Below are 23,689 nucleotides of genomic sequence, written 5' to 3'. Positions count from 1 at the left end.
TCCGGCTCAGGGCAGGAGGAGCCAGTCGGTGGCCAGCGTCGCGGCGAGGCCGGTGCCGAGCACCCAGCTGGCGAGGCGGGTGCGGCCGTGCCTGCTGAGTTCGATGACGACACCGCAGAGGATCATCGCGAGCCCGTAGACGCCGACGACGAGGACGGAACTGCGGTTGGCGAGCCGTACGGCCAACAGCGCGGCCATGGCGACCAGAAGGACCGAGGCGACGGTGACACGGATACGGCGGGCCTGGCGCGGGGTGAGGGCGGTGTCGTCGTGCGCGGGGTCGGTGTGCCCGGGGTCGGTGTGCGCGGGGTCGGTGGGATCGCCGTCACCGGCGTCCGGGACGCTCGCGGGTCCGCTGGTCCGGCCGCTCTCCGGCCCGCTCGCGGGACCGGCTCCGCGCTCGGTCCCGTGCGCGGTCTCCGGGTCCCCCGCCGGCGCGCCCGTCCCGGACTCCGCCTCCGGTTCGGGCTTCGGCTCCCGCTTCGACTCCGGCCGCGATCCGGGCGATTCGGTGACCTCTTCCTGGTCAGATGCGCTCATGGTCGGCGAGCGTAACCGACGGGCTTCAACCACCGACGGTTAGGCTGTTCGTATGACGACCGGGGTCCGACGCAGAATGGGCGTCGAAGAGCGACGCCAGCAACTGATCGGTGTCGCGCTGGAACTGTTCAGCCACCGCTCGCCCGATCACGTCTCCATCGACGAGATCGCGGCGGCCGCCGGCATCTCCAGGCCGCTGGTCTACCACTACTTCCCGGGCAAGCAGTCGCTGTACGAGGCGGCGCTGCGGCGGGCCGCCGACGAGTTGGCCGAGCGCTTCGCCGAACCGCGCGAAGGTCCGCTCGGCGCCCGGCTGCTCCGGGTCATGGGGCGCTTCTTCGACTTCGTCGACGAGCACGGCCCCGGCTTCTTCGCGCTGATGCGGGGCGGCCCCGCCGCGGGTTCGTCCACGACCAACGCGATGATCGACGAGGTGCGGCAGGCCGCGTACGAGCAGATACTGTCCCATCTCGCAGTCCAGTCACCGCCGCCCCGGCTGGAACTGGTCGTGCGCTCCTGGGTGTCGCTCGCGGAGTCGACGGCGCTGCTCTGGCTCGACGGCCGGCGGATTCCGCGTGGGGAGCTGGAGTTGCAGCTCGTGCACGACTTCGCCGCGCTGGCCGCGGTGAGCGCGGCCTACGACGAGGAGATGGCGCGGATCCTGCTGCCGGTGCTCGCCGACGAGCCGTCGGGCGGGCCGTTCGGCGATCTGCTGGCCCGTCTGACGGCTCTGGCGGCGACGCTGCCGGCGCGGCCGGTACCGGCACCAACGCCGCTGCCGGCACCGCGCACGGCGTAGGGGGCGCAGGGCGGTTCCGGAAAGCGGCGCCGGCAGCGGCCCGGTGGGAGCCGCGGTCAGCCCGCGTCCCCGTAGACCACCGTCACTTCCTTGAAACCGAGGGAGACGAGCAGCCCTTGCAGCATGCTGGTGGTGTTCTTCTCGGCCCGCTCGGTCAGTCCGCTGTCCTTCGCGGCGTCCTGGATGTGCTTGGCGGCGAGTTTGTTGACGGCCCGCTCGTCGGCCGGGTTGTCGGAGAAGAAGTCCCCGAGCCGGTCGAGCAGTCCGCGCTGTTTGGATACGGCGTACGACCGGTCGGCGTCCAGCGTCGCCTTGCCGAGCTCGGCGTGCGGCAGTCGCAGCGTCGCGGTGGTGCGCTCCTTGTTGACCTGTACGTTCTCGTCCTTGACCCCGCCGAGGTCCACGTACGAGCCCACGCTGCCGGCCCCCACGTAGAGCGTGCGGCTGCCCTTGATGGTGTCGGGGAGGAACTTGGCGTCCTTCTCCAGATCCACCACCACCTGGAAGTTCCCGGACGCCGCCTGGTACCGGCTGAGGTCCTGGATGGACTTGAGAAGCGTCGGCCCGGTGCGGTCCTTCGTCTTCTCGCCGAAGACGTCGTCGAAGCCGGGCACGAGATCGAGCCTGCTGCCGATGCCGATGAGCAGGACGAGCACCACGAGTCCGGCGGGCAGTTTGATCCACCAGGGCGCTCGCGACACACGTGACCCTGGCGTCCCGCCCTGGCTCTGTTCGGGTTCTGGTTTCACGTCGGTGGACGTCATACCTACCGGGTTACCCGTCAGACGGGGTTCAAGCTCCGCCGATTACCGCAACAAGTTCCGGCAACTCACGCGCATGAAACGCGCGTTGGCGGTGCGGACCTTCGGACGCGCCGGTCAGGGCAGCGGCCCCCGCAGCGCCCGTGCCAGAGCGTTCGCGCTGTTCTCCGACAGACCCAGGCGGAACGCGGCCTCGTAACCGTGGTCGCCCGCCGCCGCACGGGCCCGGCGTTCGCACTCCGCGCGGACCGCCGCCAGTTCGGGGGTGCCGCGCTGGGGGTGGCCGACCATGTCCCAGTACGCCTGGCCGGTGCCGTAGACACGCGCGGCCCGTTCGCCGTCGCCCTGGGCGGCGACCGCCGCCGCCAGCAGGTCGAGGCCGAGCGCGATGCCGAAGCTGTCGCGCAGTTGGTGCTTGCCGGCGAGCATCGAGCGGGCGTGCGTCTCCGCCTCGTACGGGTGCCCGCTCAGCAGGTGGATCAGGGAGAGCTGGTAGTCGGCGTACGAGCGGGTCCAGCATTCACCGCGTGCCGCGCACTCCTCCCGCAGTGCGGCGGCTTCCGCACCGGCCTCGCCGAGCCGGCCGAGTCCGGTGAGGGCGAAGACACGGACGAGGCGGCAGCGCAGTTCGGAGGGGTGGGAGAAGCCGTCGCCGCCGACGGCCCGCAGGGCGCGGTCCGCCACGGTGTGGCCCGCCTGTGTGCGGCCCGTCATGAGTGAGGTGAGGCCGACGAGGTACGCCGCCGAGAGCGTGGACTCGGGATCCTTGTCGCGCCAGGCCGCCGTGACGCACCGTTCGCCGAGCGTGTGCGCGGCCTCGTGGTCGCCCTGGAGCATGACGGTCAGTCCCAGCGCCCACAGGGTGCGGGTGCGGTCCGGGCCGGGTGTGCGGTCGGCGGCGAGCGTGCGCTCCAGATAGATCCTGGCTTCGTGGAGATGGCCGCAGCAGGTCCAGAAGAAGCCGACGCGGCCCGCCATCTCCTGGGCCGCCGCCGGGTCGGTGTCGAGCAGGTGGTCGAGGGCGGCGCAGAGTTCGGCGTGGCTGTCGGCGATCCTGCCGTACCAGACGGCCTGGTCGTGGCCGAGCCAGCCGGCGTGCGCCTCGCGGACGAGCGCGGCGAAGTGGGCGGCGTGGCGGTCGGTGAGCGCGCGTTCCTCGCGGAGTTCGGCCAGCCACAGCGCGCCGTACTCGCGGAGGGTGTCGAGCATCCGGTAGCGGGTGCCCTCGCGCCGGACCACGGAGCGGTCGGCCAGACCGGCGAGGGCGCGGGTGACGTCGTCGGCGGAGAGCGGACCGCCGGAGCAGACGGCCCGCGCGTCCGCCTCCTCGATGTCGCCGCCGAACACGGCGAGCCTGGCCCACAGCAGCCGCTCCAGCGGGGCGCAGAGTTCGTGGCTCCAGCCGATGGCGGTGCGCAGCGCGCGGTGGCGCCGGGGCCAGGCGGTCCGGTCGGTGAGGACGTCGAGGCGGGAGGTGAGCCGTCGCGCGATCTCCTCGACGCCGTCCTCGGAGAGCCGGGCGCAGGCGAGTTCGAGGGCGAGTGGGATGCCTTCGAGGCGCCGGCAGATCTCCTGGGCCGCCGCCGCGGTCGCCGGTTCGTCGAGACGGACACCGGGCGCGGCTGTCGCGGCGCGTTCGCGGAACAGGGCGAGCGCCTGGCCCTTCTCGTCGTCGCCGTCCAGCGGCAGCGGGGCCACCTCGACGCGCTCCTCGTCGAGAACGCCGAGCGGTTGTCTGCTGGTGGCGAGGACGGTGAGGCCGGGGGCGGCGGTGAGCAGGTCGGCGACGAGCTGGGCGCAGGAGTTCACCAGCCGTTCGCAGCAGTCCAGTACGAGCAGTGTGCGCCGGTCGGCGAACCACTCGCAGAGCGCCTCGACGGGCATCCGCAGGGTGTGGTCGGAGAGTCCGACCGCGTCGGAGACGGTCATCAGGAGCAGCCGGTCGTCGGTGAGGGGCGACAGGTCGGCCCACCGGACGCCGTCGGGGAACCGGTCGGCGGCCCGGTCCGCCGCGCGGAGGGCCAGTCTGGTCTTGCCGATGCCGCCGGGGCCGGTGAGGGTGGTCAGCCGGTGGGTGCGCAGGGCGCGTTCCACGGTGACCAGTTCGGTCGCGCGTCCTACGAAACTGGTCGTCTCTTCGGGAAGGTGTCCCACCACGGGTGACAGTCTGGCCCAGTTGGGGACCTCGACTGCCACCCGTGGTGGGAATCGGTCAGAACAGGACCGGTTCTGTCAGGTCGCCGGCCCGGTCGCTCACGCGCCCGCCCTGAAGACCGCCACGGTCCGGGCCGGCACCGTGAAGGTGCCCGAACCCGCCTCGTACGCCGCCTTCTTGACCGTCGCGTCCGAGCCCGCCGCCTGCACCGGGTGCAGCGCGTACGTCCGGTCCGCCGACGCCGGGACCCGCTGCCGCGCGCTGTCCGGAGTGGCGTTGAAGACCACCACCAGCTCACCGAGGCGCATCGTGATGACCCCCGGTGTCTCGTCGGGCCCCGACAGCGGGAAGGACAGCGCGGACTGGACGGCGCCGGTCGAGGAGAGGCGGAAGTCCGCCTCGGTGGTACGGATCTTCAGCAGGTCCCGGTAGGCGGCGGAGGCGCCGGAGATCTCCCGGCAGCCGGGCGCGATGCCCTTGGTCCCCAACAGGGGCTTGGCGTATGGCCACTTGTCCTCGTTGTCGGCGGCGGGCGGCAGTCCCCGCCCGAAGCCGTTGCCGTCCCGGCAGTCCCAGTTGATCGCGTTGAACCAGTCGCCGCTGTCGTAGGAGTTGCGGTCCAGTGACTTGGAGCGGAGCAGGTCCGTCGCCGCCTGGGACAGCGAAGGCCCCTGGGTGAGCGTCGCCGTGGCCATGGCGAGCACCTGCGCCCTGGCCCGGTCGGCGGCCGGCGTGTCGCGCGGCAGCTTGAACGCCAGTGCGTCGTAGAGGCTCTCGTTGTCGTGCGCGTCCGAGTAGGCCAGTGCGTCGCCGGGCGCGGCGGCGTATCCGGCGGGCGAGCCGTTGTAGTCGACCTCGGAGCCCTTGACGGTGCGGCCCGCGCTGTCGGTGAAGGAGTAGTCGGCGAGATTGCCGCTGAGACCGACCTTGATCAGGTCCTGGTAGTGCAGCAGCCGCGCCCGCTGCTCGGCCTCGGTGCCGTTCGCCGCCGAGGTGTTGGGGTCGGTGAACAGTCCGGAGGCGAAGCCCTGGACGCCCGGGTCCTCGTCGAAGGGGCCGCCGCCGCGCACCGCGTCGCGCGCCCGGTCGGAGAAGGTCGCGATCCCGGTGCCCGCCATGTTCTTCTGCGTGGCCTGGACGAAGCGGGCGTCGCCGGCGATCTCGCCGAAGTCCCAGCCTTCCCCGTAGAGGACGATCGCCTTGCCGTCGACTCCGTCCTTCGCGACGGTCAGGGCGTCCAGCGCCTTGCGCACGGCGAGGATGTTGGCCTTGGGGTGATGGCCCATCAGGTCGAAGCGGAAGCCGTCGACCTTGTACTCCCTGGCCCAGGTGACCATCGAGTCGACCACGAGCTTGCCCATCATGGCGTTCTCAGGCGCGGTGTTGGCGCAGCAGGTGGATGTCGCCACCGTGCCGTCGTCGAGCAGCCGCTGGTAGTAGCCGGGCACGATCCGGTCCAGTACGGACTTCGGGTCCTGCCCGCTCGCCACGGTGTGGTTGTAGACGACGTCCATCACGGTACGCAGTCCGGTGCCGTTGATGCCCTGCACCATCCGCCGGAACTCGACCGTGCGGCGGGTGCCTTCGGGGTCACTGGCGTAACTGCCCTCGGGCACCGTGTAGTGCAGCGGGTCGTAACCCCAGTTGAAGCCGTCCTTCGCCGCCGCCTCGGCGACGCACGCCTGCTGCTCGTCGGAGTCGGGAGCGTACACGGACAGGTCGCAGGCCGGTTCCTGCTGGTCGGTCCTCCTCTCGGGGATGGTGCCGATGTCGAAGGCGGGCAGCAGATGGACGTAGCTGGTGCCCGCGTCGGCCAGCTCGGCCAGGTGCTTCATGCCCTTCGACCCGGTGTCGGTGAAGGCCAGATAGCGGCCGGGGTGGGCGGAGGTGCGGTCGGCGATCGAGAAGTCGCGGACGTGCAGTTCCTGGATCTGCGCGTCACGCATCGGGACGGCGGCCGGTTTCCTCAGCGTCGACCAGCCCTTGGGCGCGAGCTTCGGGTCGGTGAGGTCGACGGCGAGGCTGCGCGCCGAGTCGGTGGTCAGCGCGGTCGAGTACGGGTCGGTGACCTTGTTGGTGACCATCCTCCCGGCGCTCGGCGCCCAGACGTCGACCACGTACCGGTACGGCTTGCCGGACCAGCCGCGGGTTCCCTCGACGGACCAGACACCGCTGCGGTCGTCGCGCCGCATCGGCACGCGCTTCCCGTCGAGTTCGAGCGCGACCCGCCGGGCGGTGGGCGCCCACACCGACAGGGTGGGACGTCCCGCGCGGAAGACGGGGCCGAGCGAGGCGCGTGTGGCGTCGGCGCTGTACAGGTCGTCGAGCACGCCGGGGATCTGCACGCCGGTCGCGTCGAGCAGCGCTCCGTTGGCGGCCCGCTGCGTGGCGATGAGCTGGCCGCGCAGCGACTCCTTCACCCTGTCCCGGTCGCGGGGGTCGACGGTGAACGCCGGGAAGTCCTTCAGGTGGGGGTACTTGGCCTTCTGCGCGTCGGTCAGCGTGCCCGGGTTCAGCCGCAGCCACTGCCCCTCGTCGGAGAGCGCGCCCTTCTCGACGGTGATACCGCCGTCCGGGGCGTACACCAGCTGCTGGCTGGTGGCCTCGGTGGCCTTCACCTTCCAGACGACGGTGTCGCGGCCGATCCACTGGGCCTCGGCCTTGCCGAGGTCCGGGGCGGGTACGGCCCCGGCGGTCGGCAGCAGGTACCCGGGCCGGCCGCCGAGCAGCCAGACCTCGTTGCCGTACGTCGCCAGGTCGAGCGACTGGTCGGACGGCAGGTCCTTCTCGTCGCCCTTGTGCAGGATGTAGCTGAGTGACGTGGCGCCCTCGGCGAGCGGCACCTCGTACGTCACGCCGTACGCGTCCTCCTTCACCGGCATCAGCGGCTTCGCCCAGTCGGTCGGGTCCTTGGCGCCGGTCCAGGTGTGCAGACCCCAGCCGTCGTACTCGCCGTCGGCCCGCTGGTAGTGCAGTACGGCCTTGGTCTTGTCCTGCGGCGGGTAGGCGCCGTCCGGAGCCCGCTCGCTCTGGCCGTCCGCGCCCTGCTCGATCCAGACCTCGCCGGTCTTCGCGAGGTCGACGGTGCGCTCGGGCCCGTCCGCCGTGCCGTCCTTGACGACGGTGTACGGGACGGCCGCCGCGCCCTCGGTGACATCGACCCACGCGAACGCGCCGTACGCGTCGCGGCCGGTGAACTCGGCGGTCCTGTCACCGGACTTGAGCTGCCAGCCGTCGTACTTCCCGTCGGCGCGCCGGTAGTGCACGATCGCGTGCTCGCGCTCGACGGCGGTGGGGGGCTCGGGGGCGGGCGCCGCGCCCGCGGTGGTCGAGTCGAGGGCGGAGGCGGTACGGCCCCGGCTGTCGACGGCGACCGCCTTGTAGCGCAGGGGTGTTCCCTCGGCGACGTCGTCGCCCAGGTGCTGGGTGACCCGGTACGGGGCGTGGTCGGCGCTGCCGAGGGTGCGCCACTTGCCGTTGCCCACCTGGGCGGCGAAGACGACCCGGTTGAGCTGCCCGCCGTCGACGTCCGCGGTGATCTCGACGGTGCCGGTGGCCCCGGCCGCCGGGGCCTCCAGGGTGATCGTGGGCTTGGCGGGCGGCGGCGCGAGCGGCGCGGCGGCGCGCAGGACGACCGCCGACAGCGCCGGGACGGTGATCTCGGCCCGGGCGTCGGCCCCGCTGCGTACGGTGCCCGAAGTCCCGTACAGGGCACGGAAGTCGGTACGCGCCGACCCGGTCGGCACCCGCACGGTCCTGGGCGCCGTGGCGTTGTTCACGGCGACGACGTACTCGGTCCGCTCTCGCGCGTCGGTGCGGGAGAACGCGTAGACCGAGTCCGTCGCGTACCGCTGTGTCTGTACGCCGTCCCGCAGCGCCGGGTGCCGCTCGGTGAGCTTCGACAGCTCCGCGATGGACCGGTAGAGGGGGTGCGTGGTGTCGTACGCGTCGGAGGCGTGCGTCCGGTCGGTGCCGAGCTGGTCGTCGTCCAGGTAGTCGGGGGTCTTGGAGGCGAAGAGGCTCTGGCGGGCGTCCTTGTCGCCGCCGGGGCCGGTGAAGCCCTGTTCGTCGCCGTAGTAGATCACCGGGTTGCCGCGCGAGAGGAACATCAGCTCGTTGGCGAGACGGGCCCGCTTCAGCAGTTCCGCGTCACCGGCGTCCGGGTTGTCCTGCTTGAGGAAGGTGCCGATCCGGCCCATGTCGTGGTTGCCGAGGAACGTGACCTGTTCGTAGGCGTTGGCCTTGTCGGTGGTGTAGCGGTAGTCCTCGCCGAAGACCTTCGCCGGCCGCTCGGCGGACGCGCCCTGGGAGGCGTAGGCGCGCACCGCGTCCTGGAAGGGGAAGTCGAGGGTGGAGTCGAGCCGCCCGCGCGTCACGTACGGCGAGGTGACGGCCGTGTCGGCGGAGTAGACCTCGCCGAACATGAAGAAGTCCTCGCGCCCCCGTTTCGCGGCGTAGGCGTCGAGCGCGGTGGCCCACTGGGTCCAGAAGTCCAGGTCGACGTGTTTGACGGTGTCGATGCGGAAGCCGTCGATGTCGAAGTCACGGACCCACTTCCGGTAGATCTCCGCCATGCCCTCGACGACCTCGGGGCGCTCGGTCCACAGGTCGTCCAGGCCCGAGAAGTCGCCGTACTCGGAGCTCTCCCCGGCGAAGGTGGAGTCGCCCCGGTTGTGGTACATCGCCGGGTCGTTGAGCCAGGCCGGGACCTTCTTCGCGCCCGTCTCGGGGACGGGTGTGTACGGGAACGAGTCCGCGTCGACCCTGCCGACGCCCGCGCGGTCGTCGAAGGGACGGCCGTCCTTGTCGAGGTACGGATAGGCGCCCTTGGGGCGGTAGCCGTACTTCTTCTCCGCGTAGTCGACGGTGTCGGCCGTGTGGTTGGTGATGACGTCGAAGAAGACCTTCATGCCCTTGTCGTGGGCCTTGTCGATCAGCTTCTCCAGTTCGGCGGTGGTGCCGAAGTGCGGGTCGACCTGGGTGAAGTCGGTGATCCAGTAGCCGTGGTAGCCGGCCGACATGTCGTCGCCGGTGCCCTGGACCGGCTTGTTCTTGAAGATCGGCGCCATCCAGATGGCGGTGGTGCCGAGCCCCTTGATGTAGTCCAGCCGGTCGGTGATCCCCTTGAGGTCGCCGCCCTGGTAGAAGCCCTTGTCGGCGGGGTCGTGCCCGGTCCGGTCACGCGAACCGGTCAGCCCTCCACGGTCGTTGGACCGGTCGCCGTTGGCGAAGCGGTCGGGCAGCACGAAGTAGAACTGTTCCCGCGTCAGGTCGTGACGGGCGGGTTCGTCGGCCAGCCGGGCGTCCGACGGCGGGGCCGGGGCGCGGGCGGCGACGGCCGGCAGCGCGGGCACCAGGGTCGCGCACAGGGCGGCGGCCACGACGGCGACGGCCGTTCTGCGCGGGAACGCGGGCAGGGGCGGGCGTTTCACGGGAGGGTCTCCTCGGGGTACGGAAGAGGGCCGGCCCGGCGGCGCGCGGGGGAGGCCGGGTGCGCGTCGCCGGGGCGGCCGGATGGTGCGGGGGGTGCTTGACCGGAGCAGGGCGTGCCGGTCGGGGACGGGGCGTGCGGGTCAGTTGCGCCAGGTGTCGTTCAGCGTCAGCCCGCCCGATGTGGTGCTCGGCACGGTGGCCGTGCGGTTGGCACCGCTCTCCCATGTGACGTTCCCGGCGGCGTCCTTGCGGATGTACTTGTAGGCGAAGGACGTGCCGGCGGGCAGCGGCACGGCCAGCTTCCACACCGGGTAGGCGGCCGGGTCGAGCTTCGGCGCGGCCGCGGTGTTCCAGTTGCCGAGTTCGGCGCGGTCACCGGTGACGTGGATGTTCTGGCCGGGCTGGGTGGTCGCGTTGACGCCGAACGTCACCGAGGACTGGCCGGGCTGCGGGTTGCCGCCCCCGCCGCAGCCGCGGGCCCCGGCGTGCAGGGCGACCGCCGTGTTGGCGCCGAGTGACGCGGTGAACTGGCCGGAGCCGTTCACGGTGACGCCGTTCCCGCTCTGGACGTCGCAGTAGTCACCTGCGGGCAGCGACGTCTGGAAGGTGCGGCTGAGCGAGGAGCCGGTGTAGTTGATGGCGACGTACGCCTTGGAGCCGCGGCCGAAGGCGATCTGGTCGCCGCCGTTGTCCCACCAGTCGGTGACCGCCTGGCCGCGGGCGGCGTTGCGGAAGCCGACCATGGAGGAGATCTCGCGCCAGGCGTGCTGGCACTTCCAGCCGCCGGAGTAACAGGCGTTCACGGTGCCGCCGTTGGGCGGTCCGGCGTCGTGGTCGCTGAACTCGTAGCCGGAGTGCACGTCGGGCGCGCCGTACGGGTAGGCCAGCATGAAGACGTTGGCCAGTGTGTAGGCGGCGCCGTTCTTGTAGTTGAGGGTGTCGCCGCCGCGCTCGGTGTCGTGGTTGTCCACGAAGACGCCGGACTTGCCGCTCTGCATGAAGCCCCAGCCCTCGCCGAAGTTCTTCAGATAGGCGAGGTTCTCGTTGAGGAAGACCTGCTTGAGGCTTCGGCCGTAGCGGAATTCCTGTACGTCTCCGGTGCCCAGGTACTCGGCGGGCGACACGGCCTCGCCACCACCGTAGATGGCCTCCTGCTTCCAGTACACGCCCGGATTGCTCAGCCTGGACTTGATGTTGGCGAGATCGGCGGCCGGCATGTGCTTCGCCGCGTCGATCCGGAAGCCGTCCACGCCGAGCGACAGCAGGTCGTTGAGGTACGTGGCGATCCGGCCGCGTACGTAGTCCTCACCGGTGTCGAGGTCGGCGAGGCCGACGAGTTCGCAGTTCTGCACGTTGCCGCGGTCGCCGTAGTTGTTGATCTGGGAGCGGCAGTCGTCCATGTCGGCGCCCGAATAGATGCCGGGGTACTCGTACTTGGTGTACGAGGTGCCACCGGTGCCGGTGCCCGAGCCGGCCGACATGTGGTTGATGACGGCGTCGGCGACGACCTTCACACCGGCGGCGTGGCAGGTGTTGACCATCGACTGGAAGGCGGCGCGGTCGCCGAGCCGGCCGGCGATCTTGTAGCTGACGGGCTGGTACGAGGTCCACCACTGGCCGCCCTGGATGTGCTCCTGGGGCGGGGACACCTGGACGTAGCCGTATCCGGCGGGGCCGAGGCTGTCGGTGCACGCCTTGGCGACCGAGGCGAACCGCCACTCGAACAGGACGGCGGTGACGTCCTTCTCGCCGGGAGGCGCCGCCTGGGCGGGGCTTCCCGGCGAGACGAGGGCGGCGGCGCCGGCCACGAGGGCGAGCGCGAGGGCGGGAGCTCTGCGGGCCATATTTCCTCCTGCGTGGGGGGAGGTGCGGGTGACGGGAGAGACCTCGCACGGCAACGCGCCCTGCCCTCAAGGCTCCTGAATGTTCTTGCTGCAAGAAAGCAAAAGCTTGCCGCGGAGCAGACCGTACGAGCCCTGTCGTTCCCGGTCAACCCTCTGGACAACACCGGGTAACACGCGGGAAATATCGGAAACGGTGATGTGCAAGAGCTTCCGCAAGAGATTGCGGCGAGGTACCTTCATTGCGACTCCGGTCCGGTCGGACGGGAGGTCCCGGCGACGCCGGGGCCCCACGCGCCCGGCCGGCCGGGCCGGTCACGCGCGGGAAGTCCCGGGCACGCCCGTGTGCTTGACGGTGCGTCAGGCGGGACGCGCCGTTCCCGCCGTCGATCCCCGGACCACCAGCTCCGGCTGGAACACGTACTCCGTGCGCTGCACGGGACTTCCGCCGATCTCCTCCAGCAGCGCGCTCACCGCCGCCCCCGCCATCGCCTGCACCGGCTGCCGGACCGTGGTGAGCGGCGGGTCGGTGAAGGCGATCAGCTGCGAGTCGTCGAAGCCGACCACCGAGACGTCCCGCGGCACCCGCAGCCCGCGCTCCCGGGCCGCCCGCACCACGCCCAGCGCCATCATGTCGCTGCCGCAGACGATGCCCGTGCAGCCGCGGTCGAGGAGCGCGCCGGCCGCCACCTGGCCGCCCTCCACGCTGAACAGCGTGCAGCACACCTGCTCCTCGGCCTCCTCCCGCGAGAGTCCGAGGCAGGCGCCCAGCGCGTCGACGAACCCCTCACGCTTGCGCGCGGAGGGCACGTACCGCAGCGGTCCCGTGGCCAGGCCGATCCGCCGGTGCCCCAGATCGGCGAGGTGCCCGACGGCCATCCGCATGGCCGCCCGGTCGTCCAGCGACACGAACGGCGCGCTGACCCGGTCGTTGCAGCCGTTGATCATGACGAACGGCACCCCGCGGTCGATGAGCGCGGCGTAGCGCGACGGGTCGGCCGAGGTGTCCGCGTGCAGCCCGGACAGGAAGACGATGCCGCCGACGCCGCGCTCGACCAACTGCTCGACCAGTTCGTCCTCCGTCGCCCCGCCCGGCAGCTGGGTGCAGAGGACCGGGGTGTAGCCGTGCCCGGCCAGGACCTGTTCGACGGCCTGGGCGAACGCCGGGAAGATCGGGTTGATCAGCTCCGGGGTCACCAGACCGATCAGTCCGGCGCTGCGCTGCCGCAGCCGCAGGGGCCGTTCGTAGCCCAGCACGTCGAGCGCGGCGAGGACCCGCTGGCGGGTGCCGTCCGCGACGCCCGGCTTGCCGTTGAGCACCCGGCTGACCGTCGCCTCGCTGACCGATGCCTGTCCCGCGATGTCCGAGAGCCGTGGCGTACCGGCCCCGGACATCTTGGGAAGGGGCAGCGTCACACCGTCCACCACACCGTGGTGTCGGCGGGCAGCTCGGCCTCGTGGACGCCGTTCGCACCCGGGGAGCCGGCCTCGGTGAAGGCGACGGTGCCGGGGCCGCTGGCGAGCAGCAGGCTGCCGCGCACCGGGATCCGGACCGGCGTGCCGGTGGTGTTGACGGTGCAGAGGAAGCCGGGGCGGGCGAAGACCAGCACCCCCTCCGGGGCGTCCTGCCAGTCGACGGACGATCCGGCGCCGAGCCCCGGGTGCGCGCGCCGGGCGGCGATGGCCGCGCGGTACAGCTCCAGGCTGGAGCCCTCCACCCCGGTCTGCGCCTCGACGCTCAGCGCGCCCCAGCCGGCCGGCTGGGGCAGCCAGCTGCCGCCGGAGCCGAAGCCGTACGACGAGCCCTCGCGGGTCCACGGGATGGGCACCCGGCAGCCGTCGCGGAAGCCGTCCTGGCCCGCCGCGCGGAAGTACGAGGGGTCCTGCCTGGCCTCGTCGGGGAGGTCGGTGACGTCGGGCAGGCCCAGCTCCTCGCCCTGGTAGACGTAGGCGGAGCCGGGCAGGGCGAGCATCAGCAGGGTCGCCGCGCGGGCGCGGCGCAGCCCCAGTTCGCGGTCGCCGGCGTCCCGGAGCTGGGTGCCGAGGGCGACGGGGTGGGCGAAGCGGGTGGTGTGGCGGGTGACGTCGTGGTTGGAGAGCACCCAGGTGGTGGGGGCCCCGACGGGACGCATCGCGGCGAGGGAGGTGTCGATCACGTCGCGGAGGGCCGCGGCGTCCCAGAAGGTGCTCAGGTACTGGAAGTTGAACGCCTGGTGCATCTCGTCGGGGCGCACGTAGTTCGCGGTGCGCTCCACGGTGGGTGTCCATGCCTCGGCGACGGCGATCCGCTCGCCGGGGTACTCGTCGAGGATGGTGCGCCAGCTGCGGTAGATCTCGTGGACACCGTCCTGGTCGAAGAACGGCATGACGTCATTGCCCAGCAGCTTGAGCTGGCTGTCGCTGCCGATGTCGGGGAGCCCGGCGGCCTTGACGAGTCCGTGGGCGACGTCGACCCGGAAGCCGTCGACGCCCATGTCGAGCCAGAAGCGCAGGATGGAGCGGAATTCGTCGGCGACGGCCGGGTGGTCCCAGTTGAAGTCGGGCTGCTCGGGCGCGAAGAGGTGCAGATACCACTCGCCGGGGGTGCCGTCCGGGTCGGTGGTCCTGGTCCAGGCGGGTCCGCCGAAGATGGACTCCCAGTCGTTGGGCGGGAGTTCACCGCTGCCGCCCTTGCCGGGACGGAAGTGGTAGCGGTCGCGCAGGGCCGATCCGGGACCGTCCTGGAGGGCACGGCGGAACCAGTCGTGCTGGTCGGAGGAGTGGTTGGGCACCACGTCCACGATGATCCGCAGGCCGAGTTCGTGCGCGTCGCGGATCAGCGCGTCCGCGTCGAGCAGCGAGCCGAACATGGGGTCGATGGCGCGGTAGTCGGCGACGTCGTAGCCCGCGTCGGCCTGCGGCGAGGCGTAGAACGGGCTGAGCCAGACGGCGTCGACACCCAGTGCGCGGAGGTACGGCAGCCGGCTCCGTACACCTTCGAGATCGCCCATGCCGTCGCCGTCGGAGTCGGCGAAGCTGCGCGGATAGACCTGGTAGATCACCGCGTCCTGCCACCAGCCGGAGCGGTGGCCCGGGGCGTCGTCGGACGTGCCGGTGGAAGGGGCAGCGAGGTGCTGGGTCATGTCGTCCCTGGGGGGTCTGGGTGGGAGGGTGCGGGGGGAAGGCGTCGTCAGCCCTTTACGGCGCCCGCGGAGACGCCGGTCACCAGATGGCGCTGGGCGAACAGGAAGACGATCGCCGCGGGTATCGCGATGAGCACGGACGCCGCTGTCATCGGACCCCACTGGGCGCCGTACTGGTTGACGAACTTCTGCAAACCGCCCGCGAGGGTGAGGTTCTCGTCACCGACCATGAAGGCGGAGGCGTAGGCCACTTCGCCCCAGGCGGTGATGAAGGAGTAGAACGCGGTCACCGCGAGACCGGGCTTGGCGAGCGGCAGGATCAGCCGCCAGAAGGTGCCGAACGGCGTGAGCCCGTCGACCATGCCCGACTCGTCGATCTCGCGCGGGATGGTGTCGAAGAAGCCCTTCATCATCCAGGCGCAGAAGGGCACGGCGATGGTCAGGTACGTGATCACCAGACCGGCGGCCTGATTGAGCAGGCCGAGGTCCGACATGATGTTGTACAGCGGCACGATGAGGACCGCCATCGGGAACATCTGCGTGATCAGCAGGGTCCACATCAGTCCGCGCTTGCCGGGGAAGCGGTAGCGGCTGACGGCGTAGCCGGTGGTGGCGGCGGTGAACACGCCCAGCACGGTGGTGAGTCCGGCGATGAGCAGCGAGTTGCCGAACCAGGTGAGGAACGGCGTGTCGGCCAGCAGCTTGGTGTAGTTCTCGAACGTCGTCTCTCTGAAGAAGTCCGTCGTCGTCGCGTACGCGGCGGGCTTGAGCGACGTCAGCAGCACCCACAGCACGGGGAAGACGGCGATGACGGACGCCACGATCAGGGTGGCGTGCAGGGCGACGGACGCGCCCCTGGAGCGGTCGCCGCGGCGCCGTACCTTGGCGTCCCGGCGCGCGGACGCGCCGTTCGGGCGCGGTGTGTTCGTCGTGGTCTCGGTCACGGCGGTCACCAGGTATCTCCCTGCTTGCGGAGGACTCGTTGGTAGACCACGGCGAAGATCATCAGGAGTACGAGGATCAGCACGCCCCAGGTGGACGACTGGGCGAAGTCGCGTGGGCTGATCTCGAAGGAGAACTTGTACGCCTGGGTCACCAGGATCTGGGTTGCCTCGCCGGGTCCGCCTCTGGTCAGCAGGAAGATCACCGGGAACATGTTGAACGTCCAGATGGTGCTGAGCAGGATCACGGTGGTGCTGACCGATCTGAGGCCCGGCATGGTGATGTGCCGGAAGCGCTGCCAGGGGCCCGCGCCGTCCATCTCGGCGGCCTCGTACATCTCGCCCGGAATGGACTGGAGTCCGCCGAGCAGGGCCACGAGCATGAAGGGCACACCGAGCCAGATGTTCACGGCGATGACCGAGAACTTGGCCCAGGTGGGGTCGTTCAGCCACGGCACGGCGTCGATGCCGCCGCCGGCGAGCAGCTTGTTGAGGAAGCCCCGGTCCTCGTTGTAGAGGAAGCGCCAGGCGAAGACGGAGACGAAGCCCGGTACGGCCCAGGGCAGGATGAGCATCATCCGGTAGGCGGAGCGGCCCGCGATCCGGCGGTTGAGGATGTTGGCGAGGCCGAGGCCGAGTGCGAAGGTGATACCGACGCAGGAGACCGTCCACACCAGCGTCCAGCCGAGGGTGGACAGGAACTGACCACCCGTCAGGGCGTCGGCGTAGTTGTCGAGGCCGACGAACTCGTAGGTGGCGGGCAGGTGGTTGACGCCGATGTTCCGCTCGACGTTGCGTTCGTTGGCGTCGGTCAGCGACAGATAGACGCCGCGGAGCAGCGGATACCCGACGATCACGCCGATCACGGCCACCACGGGGGCGACCATGGCCCAGGCGTACCAGTGGGTCGAGACCGAGCGCCGCAGCCCGCCGGGGGGTTTGCCAGTGCCGCGGCTCCGGCCGCGGGCGACATCCGAGTCACCCGCGGCCTTCGCCACCGACTGGCCGGTGTGGACAGCCATCAGCCGGCCTGCCTTCCTTCCTCCCGGTCCGGGTTACTTCCAGCCCTTGAGCAGCTTGCGGTAGGAGTCACCGGTCGCCTTGACGCCCTTCTCGGGGGTCGTCTGGCCGGTGAGGACCTTGGTGTACTCGGTCACCAGCGGCGCGAACAGGCTGCCGGTCTCCGGGATCCAGGGGCGCTCGATGGCCTTGTCGACGACCGGCTTGAAGAAGCCGACGATCTCGTTCTCCGCGACCTCGGGCCGGGAGTAGACCGACGTACGGGTCGGCAGCAGGTTCAGCTCGGTGGTGATCTTCGCCTGGGACTCGGCGGAGGACATGTACTCGACGAACGCGTAGGAGGCGTCCAGGTTCTTGGAGCCCGCGTAGACACCGAGGTTGTGGCCGCCCTGCGGGGCGCCCTGGCCGGCCGAGCCGGCGGGCACCGGCGCGACACCCAGGTTGGCCTTGTCCTTGAACTGGGGTCCGGCGTAGGTGTCGGCGATCGCCCACGGGCCGTTGATCATCATGGCCACGTCGCCGCCCTTGAAGGCGGCCTGCATGTTCTCCCAGCCGTCGGTGGCGTCGGTCTTGGCGGCCCCGGAGTCGACCAGGTCCTTCACGACCTCCATGGCCTTGACGCCGGCCGGGCTGTCGACGGTGACGGTCTTGTCCTTGGCGTCGACCAGGTCGCCGCCCTCGCCGTAGAGGAACGACAGGAACCAGTACGCGTCGTCGCCGCGCAGATACATGCCGGTCTTGCCGGTCTTGTCCTTGACGGTCTTCGAGACCGTCTTCAACTCGTCGATGGTCGTGGGGACTTCGACGCCCGCGTCCTTGAACAGCTTCTTGTTGTAGAAGATGCCGAGGGAGTCGATGACCTGCGGGACCGCGTAGGTCTTCCCGTCGTACTTGGTGGAGGCGGCGGCCTGCGGGACGAAGTCCTTCTCGTCCTTCAGCGCGGCGGTGCCGTCCAGCGGCGCGAGGTAGCCGAGGTCGGCGAACTCGGGCGTCCACGCGACCTCGGAGCGGATCACGTCGGGGGCGCCGGAGCCGGACTGTGCGGCGTTCTTGAACTTGTTCTGCGCCTCACCGAACGGCACGTTCACGTACTTGACGTCGACGCCCTCGTGCTTGGCCTCGAAGTCCTCGGCGAGCTTCTTGAAGACCTTGTCCTCACTGCCCACGGTGGAGGTGTCCCACCAGGTGACCGTCCCGCTGAGCTCGCCCGAGCTCGACTTGCCGCCGGTGGACTCCTCGTCGCCGCCGCAGGCGGTCGCCGCGATCGCCAGGGTCGCGACCAGGGCGGTGGCCGTTATGCCACGTCGCATCTGAACTCCTTCAACTGCCGTACCGCTCCGTCGCGGCGCCGGGTCGACGTGAAGGTAACAAGGATGAAAGAAGGCCGAAAGAGCTTGCGGAAGATTTCTGCAAGCGACTGTGATCGTTACATTCACGTGTCCTCACAGTTGCCGCAAGGGTTCTTGACGAGACACGCGCGACCTGGCAAGCACGGTACGTGTCGGCCGATACCGGCTCGGTTAGCACCGACACCGCTCCACCGGTGCCGTTCCGCAAGGTATTGCAAGATTTTGCTAAGCGCTCCACTGCAAGGCCCTGCAAGGCATCCGGCACCGGACGCCCCACCGGCACCGGTGGCTGATTCATGCACATGGTGGGCAATCCGGCACACGCCCGGTACAGTCCACTTCCATGACCGCACGGCTAGCCGACATCGCAGCCCAGGCGGGGGTCAGCGAAGCGACGGTCAGCCGCGTACTGAACGGCAAACCGGGTGTTGCCACGGCCACCCGCGAATCCGTACTCGCCGCACTGGACGTCCTCGGCTACGAGCGCCCGGTACGGCTGCGCAGGCGCAGCGCCGGCCTCGTCGGACTGATCACGCCCGAGCTGGAGAATCCCATCTTCCCGGCGCTCGCCCAGGTCATCGGCCAGGCTCTGACGCGCCAGGGTTACACCCCGGTGCTCGCCACCCAGACCCCGGGCGGCTCCACCGAGGACGAGCTGACGGAGATGCTGGTCGACCGCGGTGTCTCCGGCATCATCTTCGTCTCAGGGCTGCACGCCGACACCTCGGCCGACATGCAGCGCTACGAGCAACTGCGCGCCCAGGGAGTGCCGTTCGTCCTCGTGGACGGTTTCTCACCGAAGGTCAGGGCGCCGTTCATCTCGCCGGACGACCGGGCGGCGATGCGGCTGGCCGTCACCCATCTCGTCTCGCTCGGGCACCGGCGGATCGGTCTCGCGGTCGGCCCCAAGCGTTTCGTGCCGGTCCTGCGCAAGATCGAGGGTTTCCGCGCGACCGTGCGCGAGCAGCTGGGGCTGAACCCGGAGGAGACGGAGGAGCTGATCCAGCACTCCCTCTACACGCTGGAGGGCGGTCAGGCGGCGACGACGGCGCTCATCGCGCGCGGGTGCACGGCGGTGGTGTGCGCGAGCGACATGATGGCGCTGGGGGCGATCCGGGCCGCCAGACAGCTCGGCAAGGACGTGCCGCGCGATGTGTCCGTCGTCGGATTCGACGATTCGCCGCTCATAGCGTTCACCGACCCACCACTGACCACGATCCGCAAGCCGGTGCCGTCGATGGGCCAGGCCGCGGTGCGCACGCTGCTGGAGGAGATCGGCGGGACACCCGCCCCGCACAGCGAGTTCGTCTTCATGCCCGAGCTGGTGGTTCGCGGCTCCACGGCCTCCGGACCCGCACCCGGTCCCCTGGGGATTTCCCCCGAGGAAACCGGCCGGAAGTCAGGCTCAGGGACTCGTCCGTAGGACGTAGCGCATGCGTTCAGGACCCACCCGAGGGATGATCGGTCGAGAGCGGAAATCTGGCAGACTCTCTCTCCATGGGTGAAACGACCGTGAAGATTCCGGAAGGCACGACGGCTCCGCCGACACCCCCCTCGGGTGCGACGGCCGACGAGTCCGGCCCGGTGTCACGCGGCGGTCGGAAGCGCCCTATCCGGTCACCGCGGCGGCCCCGGATCTGGTTCGAAATCCTGCTGATCGCGGTGAGTTACTGGATCTATTCGCTGGTCCGCAACGCGGTTCCGGAGCAGAAGGCCGAGGCCCTGCGGAACGCGGACTGGATCTGGCACGCGGAGCGGGCGATGGGCCTCGGATTCGAGGAGGCCGTCAATCACGCCGTGAACTCGGTGACATGGCTCGTCGTCGCGATGAACTACTACTACGCGACTCTGCACTTCATCGTCACGATCGCGGTACTCGTCTGGCTCTACCGCAGACATCCGGGCCGTTACGCGGCCAGCCGGCTCATCCTCTTCGCCACCACCGCTGTGGCACTGGCCGGTTACTATCTGTATCCGCTCGCGCCGCCCCGGTTGATGAACGGGCAGAACTTCATCGACACCGTGCAGGTCCACGAGACCTGGGGTTCGATGGCCTCGGGCAACTTCAAGGCCGTCTCCAACCAGTACGCGGCGATGCCCTCGATGCACATCGGCTGGTCCCTGTGGTGCGGGCTGACCATCCTCGCGCTGGCCAGGGCGCCCTGGGCGAAGATCCTGGGGGTGCTCTACCCCGCGCTCACCCTGGTCGTGATCGTCGCGACCGCGAACCACTTCTGGCTGGACGCGGTGGGCGGCATGATCTGCCTCGCGTTCGGCTTCACCGTGTCCTACGTCTGGTACCGGGCCCTGCCGCACCAGCTCCCCCGGTGGGTGGAGGACGACCGGCCCGGACGCCGGTGGTTCCGCGGGCCCGGCACGCCGGGCGAACCGGCCGCCGCCCGGCCACGGCACCGGCCCGTCGGACACACCGTCGGCAGTACGACGGCGACACGGACCGCACCGCCCGGCACCAGCTCGCCGCCCACCCCGACCGCGCCGTCCCCGCGCAGCTCGCCGTCGCCGAGGACGGCACGGCCCGGTGGTGCGGCGCCGCCGAAGGGCAAGGTCCCGCCACCGGGCCGGACCGCGCCGTCCTCTCAGACGGCCCCGTAGAACAGCTCCTCCATCACCGCGCGTGCGCGCCGGGTGGTCCGGCGGTAGTCGTCGATCATGTCGCCGCTGTGCCCGCCGTGGCCGCCGGGCCCGTTGTGCGGACCGGCGCCCGGCGTCACCGAACCGGGCCCGTAGCCCAAGTACCGCCCCATCGCGGACAGTTCACGGCCGTCCGAGGGGAACGTGTCGCCCGCTCTGCCGCGCACCAGCATCACGCCGTTGCGGACGCGGGTCGCGAGCACCCATGCCTCGTCGAGGATCTGCGCGTGCTCCACGGAGAGCAGCCCGGCGGCGTGCGCGGCGGCCAGGGCCTCGCGCGTACGGGTCGTGCGCAGGCCCGGCACGTGCCAGGCGTGCTGCATCTGGATCAGCTGCACCGTCCACTCGACGTCCGAGAGCCCGCCCCGGCCCAGCTTGGTGTGCAGCGTGGGGTCGGCGCCGCGCGGCAGCCGCTCGGTCTCCATCCGCGCCTTGAGCCGGCGGATCTCCCGTACGGCGGCCTCGCTCAGTCCCTCGGCGGGATAGCGCAGCGGGTCGATCAGTTCGATGAAGGACCGGCCCAGCTCCGCGTCGCCCGCCATCGGCTCGGCCCGCAGCAGCGCCTGGCTCTCCCAACCCAGCGACCAGCGGCGGTAGTAGGCGGCGTAGGAGGCCAGGGTCCGCACCAGGGGGCCGCTCTTGCCCTCCGGGCGCAGATCGGCGTCGATCATCAACGGCGGGTCGGTCGTGGGCAGTTGGAGGAGTCTGCGCATCTCGGAGACGACGGTGGTGGCGGCCCGTGACGCCTCGTGCTCGCTGACGCCCTCCCGCGGCTCGAAGACGAACAGGACGTCGGCGTCGGAGCCGTAACCCTGCTCGTGGCCGCCGAAGCGGCCCATGCCGATGACCGCGAACCTGGCGGGGAGGGTGTCGCCCCAGGTCTGCCGCACGGCGGCGCGCAACGCGCCCGACAGGGTGGCGGAGTTGAGGTCGGTGACGGCCCTGCCGACCCGGTCGACCAGCTGGCCGGGGTCCTCCTCCGCCGGGTTCTCCTCGGTGCCGTAACTGCCGATGATGTCGGCCGCGGCGGTCCGGAACAGCTCGCGGCGGCGGACCCCGCGGGTGACGGCGACGGCGATCTCGGCGGTCTCGGCCCGTCCGACGGCGGCCAGTACCTCCTGCTCCAGATGTTTGACGCCACGCGGTTTCAGGCCGCCCGGGTCGCCGAGGATGGCCACCGCCTCCGGGGCGCGCAGCAGCAGGTCGGGGGCGAGCCGGCCGGCGGAGAGCACACGGGCCAGATTCTCGGCCGCGGCCCCCTCGTCCCTGAGCAGCCGCAGATACCAGGGGGTCTTGCCGAGCGCGTCGGACACCTTCCGGAAGCCCAGCAGACCGGCGTCCGGGTCGGCGGAGTCCGCGAACCAGCCCAACAGCACGGGCAGCAGCGTCCGTTGGATGGCGGCCTTGCGGCTCACCCCGGACGACAAGGCCTCCAGATGCCGCAGCGCGGACACCGGGTCCGCGTAGCCGAGGGCTTCCAGACGCTGGCCGGCCGCCTTCGTGCTGAGCCTGATCTCACCGGGTGCGAGCTGGGCGACGGCGTCGAGCAGCGGCCGGTAGAAGATCTTCTCGTGCAGCCGCCGGACCATCGAAGCGTGCCGCCGCCAGGCCCTGTTCAGCTCGGAGACCGGTTCGGTGCGCAGCCCGAGCGAGCGTCCGAGACGGCGCAGATCGGCGTCGTCGTCGGGCACCAGATGGGTGCGCCGCAGCCGGAACAGCTGGATGTGGTGCTCCATGGAGCGCAGGAAGCGGTACGCCTCGTCGAGCTGAGCCGCGTCGGTCCTGCCGACGTAGCCGCCGGCGGCGAGCGCCCGCAGGGCGACGAGCGTGCTGCCGCTGCGGAGGGAGGCGTCGCTGCGGCCGTGGACCAACTGGAGGAGCTGTACGGCGAATTCGACGTCCCGCAGCCCGCCGGGGCCGAGTTTGAGTTCACGGTCGATCTGGCCGACGGGAATGTTGTCGACGACCCTGCGGCGCATCTTCTGCACGTCGGGCACGAAGTTCTCGCGGTCGGCGGCCTGCCAGACCATGGGCGAGACGGCCTCCACGTACTCCTTGCCGAGCGCGATGTCACCGGCGACGGCGCGGGCCTTGAGCAGGGCCTGGAACTCCCAGGTCTTGGCCCAGCGCTGGTAGTAGGCGAGATGGCTGGAGAGGGTGCGTACGAGCGGGCCGTTGCGGCCCTCGGGGCGCAGATTGGCGTCGACGGGCCAGATGGTGCCCTCGGCCGTCGTCTCGGAGCAGATCCGCATCATGTGCGCGGCCAGCCGGGTGGCCGCCTGGACGGCCCTGGCCTCGGTGCTCGCGGTGTCCGCGGCACCGTCCTCGGACCCGCCGCGCTCGTGCCCGGCGGAGTGGGCGGGCTCGCCGACGAAGATGACGTCGACGTCGGAGACGTAGTTCAGCTCGTTGCCGCCGCACTTGCCGAGCGCCACGACCGCGAGCCGGCACGCCGCGGCGTCGTCGGGCGCGGCGGCGCGTGCGATGGCGAGCGCGGCGCGCAGCGTGGCGATCGCCAGGTCGGCCAGTTCGGCGGCGGTCTGGGCGACGTCGGTCGTCCCGCAGACGTCGCGGGCGGCGAGGGAGAGCAGACAGCGGCGGTAGGCGACGCGCAGCGAGTCGACGTCGTGCGCCTCGGCGAGACCGGCCTCGAACTCGGTGACGCCGGGGTGCAGATCGGCCGACTCGTAGGTGACGAGGACCTGCCAGTCGGCGGGGTGCCTGGCCAGATGGTCCCCGAGCGCCTCGGACGCCCCGAGCACCCCGAGCAGCCGGTCCCGCAGCGGCTTCGCCGCGAGCAGCGTGTCCAGCAGCCGGTGCCGTTCGTCGGGTTCGTGCGCCTCGGTGAGCCGGACCAGACCGCGCAGTGCCAGATCGGGGTCGGCGGTGGCGCCGAGAGCGTCGAGAAGGACGGGATCGGTCCGTACGGAGCCCATCTCGGGGGCGTCGAGCAGCCGCTCGGCCGCGGAGGGGTCGGTGAAGCCGTGCCGGAGCAGGCGGGTGAAGGTACTGCTCCTGCGTCCCTGCACCGTCATTCGGCCTTTCGTCCGTCCGATCAAGGTCCGGGCCCGAGCCT

Annotated in this window: 14 protein-coding genes; 3 read left to right on the top strand and 11 right to left on the bottom strand. The window is 70.8% G+C overall.

Annotation, left to right across the window (positions count from 1 at the left end):
• Positions 1 to 6: 6 nt before the first annotated feature.
• On the bottom strand, positions 7 to 540 hold the full coding sequence (locus tag ACZ61E_RS07580) for a hypothetical protein (protein WP_469698432.1): 534 nt from the start codon (positions 538 to 540) through the stop codon (positions 7 to 9).
• Between the two features lie 52 nt (positions 541 to 592).
• Here ACZ61E_RS07580 and ACZ61E_RS07575 point away from each other — a divergent pair, with 52 nt between their 5' ends.
• Positions 593 to 1,339: a TetR/AcrR family transcriptional regulator gene (locus tag ACZ61E_RS07575; protein WP_469698430.1), complete on the top strand. Its 747-nt coding sequence runs from the start codon at positions 593 to 595 to the stop codon at positions 1,337 to 1,339.
• A gap of 56 nt (positions 1,340 to 1,395) precedes the next feature.
• Here ACZ61E_RS07575 and ACZ61E_RS07570 read toward each other — a convergent pair whose 3' ends face one another.
• The 9 genes from ACZ61E_RS07570 to ACZ61E_RS07530 form a co-directional block, all read right to left on the bottom strand.
• Positions 1,396 to 2,103 carry a DUF4230 domain-containing protein gene (locus tag ACZ61E_RS07570; protein WP_469698428.1) on the bottom strand — a complete coding sequence of 236 codons (708 nt, stop codon included), beginning with the start codon at positions 2,101 to 2,103 and terminating at the stop codon, positions 1,396 to 1,398.
• Positions 2,104 to 2,217: 114 nt separating this feature from the next.
• Positions 2,218 to 4,257, bottom strand: coding sequence for an ATP-binding protein (locus ACZ61E_RS07565; RefSeq protein ID WP_469698426.1), 2,040 nt, complete (start codon positions 4,255 to 4,257; stop codon positions 2,218 to 2,220).
• 96 nt (positions 4,258 to 4,353) lie between these two features.
• The gene (gene pulA / locus ACZ61E_RS07560; RefSeq protein WP_469698618.1) at positions 4,354 to 9,636 is read right to left on the bottom strand and encodes a pullulanase-type alpha-1,6-glucosidase; all 5,283 of its coding nucleotides are present in this window, start codon (positions 9,634 to 9,636) and stop codon (positions 4,354 to 4,356) included.
• A gap of 192 nt (positions 9,637 to 9,828) precedes the next feature.
• Positions 9,829 to 11,532: a carbohydrate-binding module family 20 domain-containing protein gene (locus ACZ61E_RS07555; protein ID WP_469698424.1), complete on the bottom strand. Its 1,704-nt coding sequence runs from the start codon at positions 11,530 to 11,532 to the stop codon at positions 9,829 to 9,831.
• Positions 11,533 to 11,889: 357 nt separating this feature from the next.
• Positions 11,890 to 12,957, bottom strand: a complete 1,068-nt coding sequence (locus ACZ61E_RS07550; RefSeq protein WP_469698422.1) for a LacI family DNA-binding transcriptional regulator — start codon at positions 12,955 to 12,957, stop codon at positions 11,890 to 11,892.
• Positions 12,942 to 14,651, bottom strand: a complete 1,710-nt coding sequence (locus ACZ61E_RS07545; RefSeq protein ID WP_469698420.1) for a glycoside hydrolase family 13 protein — start codon at positions 14,649 to 14,651, stop codon at positions 12,942 to 12,944. The genes ACZ61E_RS07550 and ACZ61E_RS07545 overlap by 16 nt, the downstream gene beginning before the upstream one ends.
• 47 nt (positions 14,652 to 14,698) lie before the next feature.
• On the bottom strand, positions 14,699 to 15,595 hold the full coding sequence (locus tag ACZ61E_RS07540; protein ID WP_469698617.1) for a sugar ABC transporter permease: 897 nt from the start codon (positions 15,593 to 15,595) through the stop codon (positions 14,699 to 14,701).
• 5 nt (positions 15,596 to 15,600) lie between these two features.
• Positions 15,601 to 16,614, bottom strand: a complete 1,014-nt coding sequence (locus ACZ61E_RS07535; RefSeq protein WP_469698418.1) for a carbohydrate ABC transporter permease — start codon at positions 16,612 to 16,614, stop codon at positions 15,601 to 15,603.
• 33 nt (positions 16,615 to 16,647) lie between these two features.
• Positions 16,648 to 17,922 carry an extracellular solute-binding protein gene (locus tag ACZ61E_RS07530; RefSeq protein WP_469698416.1) on the bottom strand — a complete coding sequence of 425 codons (1,275 nt, stop codon included), beginning with the start codon at positions 17,920 to 17,922 and terminating at the stop codon, positions 16,648 to 16,650.
• A gap of 382 nt (positions 17,923 to 18,304) precedes the next feature.
• On the opposite strand from ACZ61E_RS07530, the gene ACZ61E_RS07525 reads away from it, so the two are divergent.
• Together ACZ61E_RS07525 and ACZ61E_RS07520 are read left to right on the top strand one after the other, a co-directional pair.
• Positions 18,305 to 19,384, top strand: a complete 1,080-nt coding sequence (locus ACZ61E_RS07525) for a LacI family DNA-binding transcriptional regulator (RefSeq protein WP_469698414.1) — start codon at positions 18,305 to 18,307, stop codon at positions 19,382 to 19,384.
• Between the two features lie 74 nt (positions 19,385 to 19,458).
• A complete protein-coding gene (locus ACZ61E_RS07520; protein ID WP_469698412.1) occupies positions 19,459 to 20,574 on the top strand; it encodes a phosphatase PAP2 family protein in 1,116 nt (371 codons plus the stop codon).
• On the opposite strand, the gene ACZ61E_RS07515 is transcribed toward ACZ61E_RS07520, so the two are convergent.
• Positions 20,559 to 23,648: a bifunctional [glutamine synthetase] adenylyltransferase/[glutamine synthetase]-adenylyl-L-tyrosine phosphorylase gene (locus tag ACZ61E_RS07515; protein ID WP_469698410.1), complete on the bottom strand. Its 3,090-nt coding sequence runs from the start codon at positions 23,646 to 23,648 to the stop codon at positions 20,559 to 20,561. The genes ACZ61E_RS07520 and ACZ61E_RS07515 overlap by 16 nt on opposite strands.
• Positions 23,649 to 23,689: the final 41 nt, after the last annotated feature.

Source organism: Streptomyces sp. NPDC104581, assembly GCF_055583685.1.
Note: the sequence above shows the minus strand (reverse complement) of the source record. Positions and strands in the feature narration are given on the sequence as shown.

What these genes read in the sequence shown, in the direction of transcription:
- ACZ61E_RS07580 (WP_469698432.1), bottom strand. Translation starts at nt 540, where the DNA reads ATGAGCGCATCTGACCAGGAAGAGGTCACCGAATCGCCCGGATCGCGG.
- ACZ61E_RS07575 (WP_469698430.1), top strand. Translation starts at nt 593, where the DNA reads ATGACGACCGGGGTCCGACGCAGAATGGGCGTCGAAGAGCGACGCCAG.
- ACZ61E_RS07570 (WP_469698428.1), bottom strand. Translation starts at nt 2,103, where the DNA reads ATGACGTCCACCGACGTGAAACCAGAACCCGAACAGAGCCAGGGCGGG.
- ACZ61E_RS07555 (WP_469698424.1), bottom strand. Translation starts at nt 11,532, where the DNA reads ATGGCCCGCAGAGCTCCCGCCCTCGCGCTCGCCCTCGTGGCCGGCGCC.
- ACZ61E_RS07545 (WP_469698420.1), bottom strand. Translation starts at nt 14,651, where the DNA reads ATGACCCAGCACCTCGCTGCCCCTTCCACCGGCACGTCCGACGACGCC.
- ACZ61E_RS07535 (WP_469698418.1), bottom strand. Translation starts at nt 16,614, where the DNA reads ATGGCTGTCCACACCGGCCAGTCGGTGGCGAAGGCCGCGGGTGACTCG.
- ACZ61E_RS07530 (WP_469698416.1), bottom strand. Translation starts at nt 17,922, where the DNA reads ATGCGACGTGGCATAACGGCCACCGCCCTGGTCGCGACCCTGGCGATC.
- ACZ61E_RS07525 (WP_469698414.1), top strand. Translation starts at nt 18,305, where the DNA reads ATGACCGCACGGCTAGCCGACATCGCAGCCCAGGCGGGGGTCAGCGAA.
- ACZ61E_RS07520 (WP_469698412.1), top strand. Translation starts at nt 19,459, where the DNA reads ATGGGTGAAACGACCGTGAAGATTCCGGAAGGCACGACGGCTCCGCCG.
- ACZ61E_RS07515 (WP_469698410.1), bottom strand. Translation starts at nt 23,648, where the DNA reads ATGACGGTGCAGGGACGCAGGAGCAGTACCTTCACCCGCCTGCTCCGG.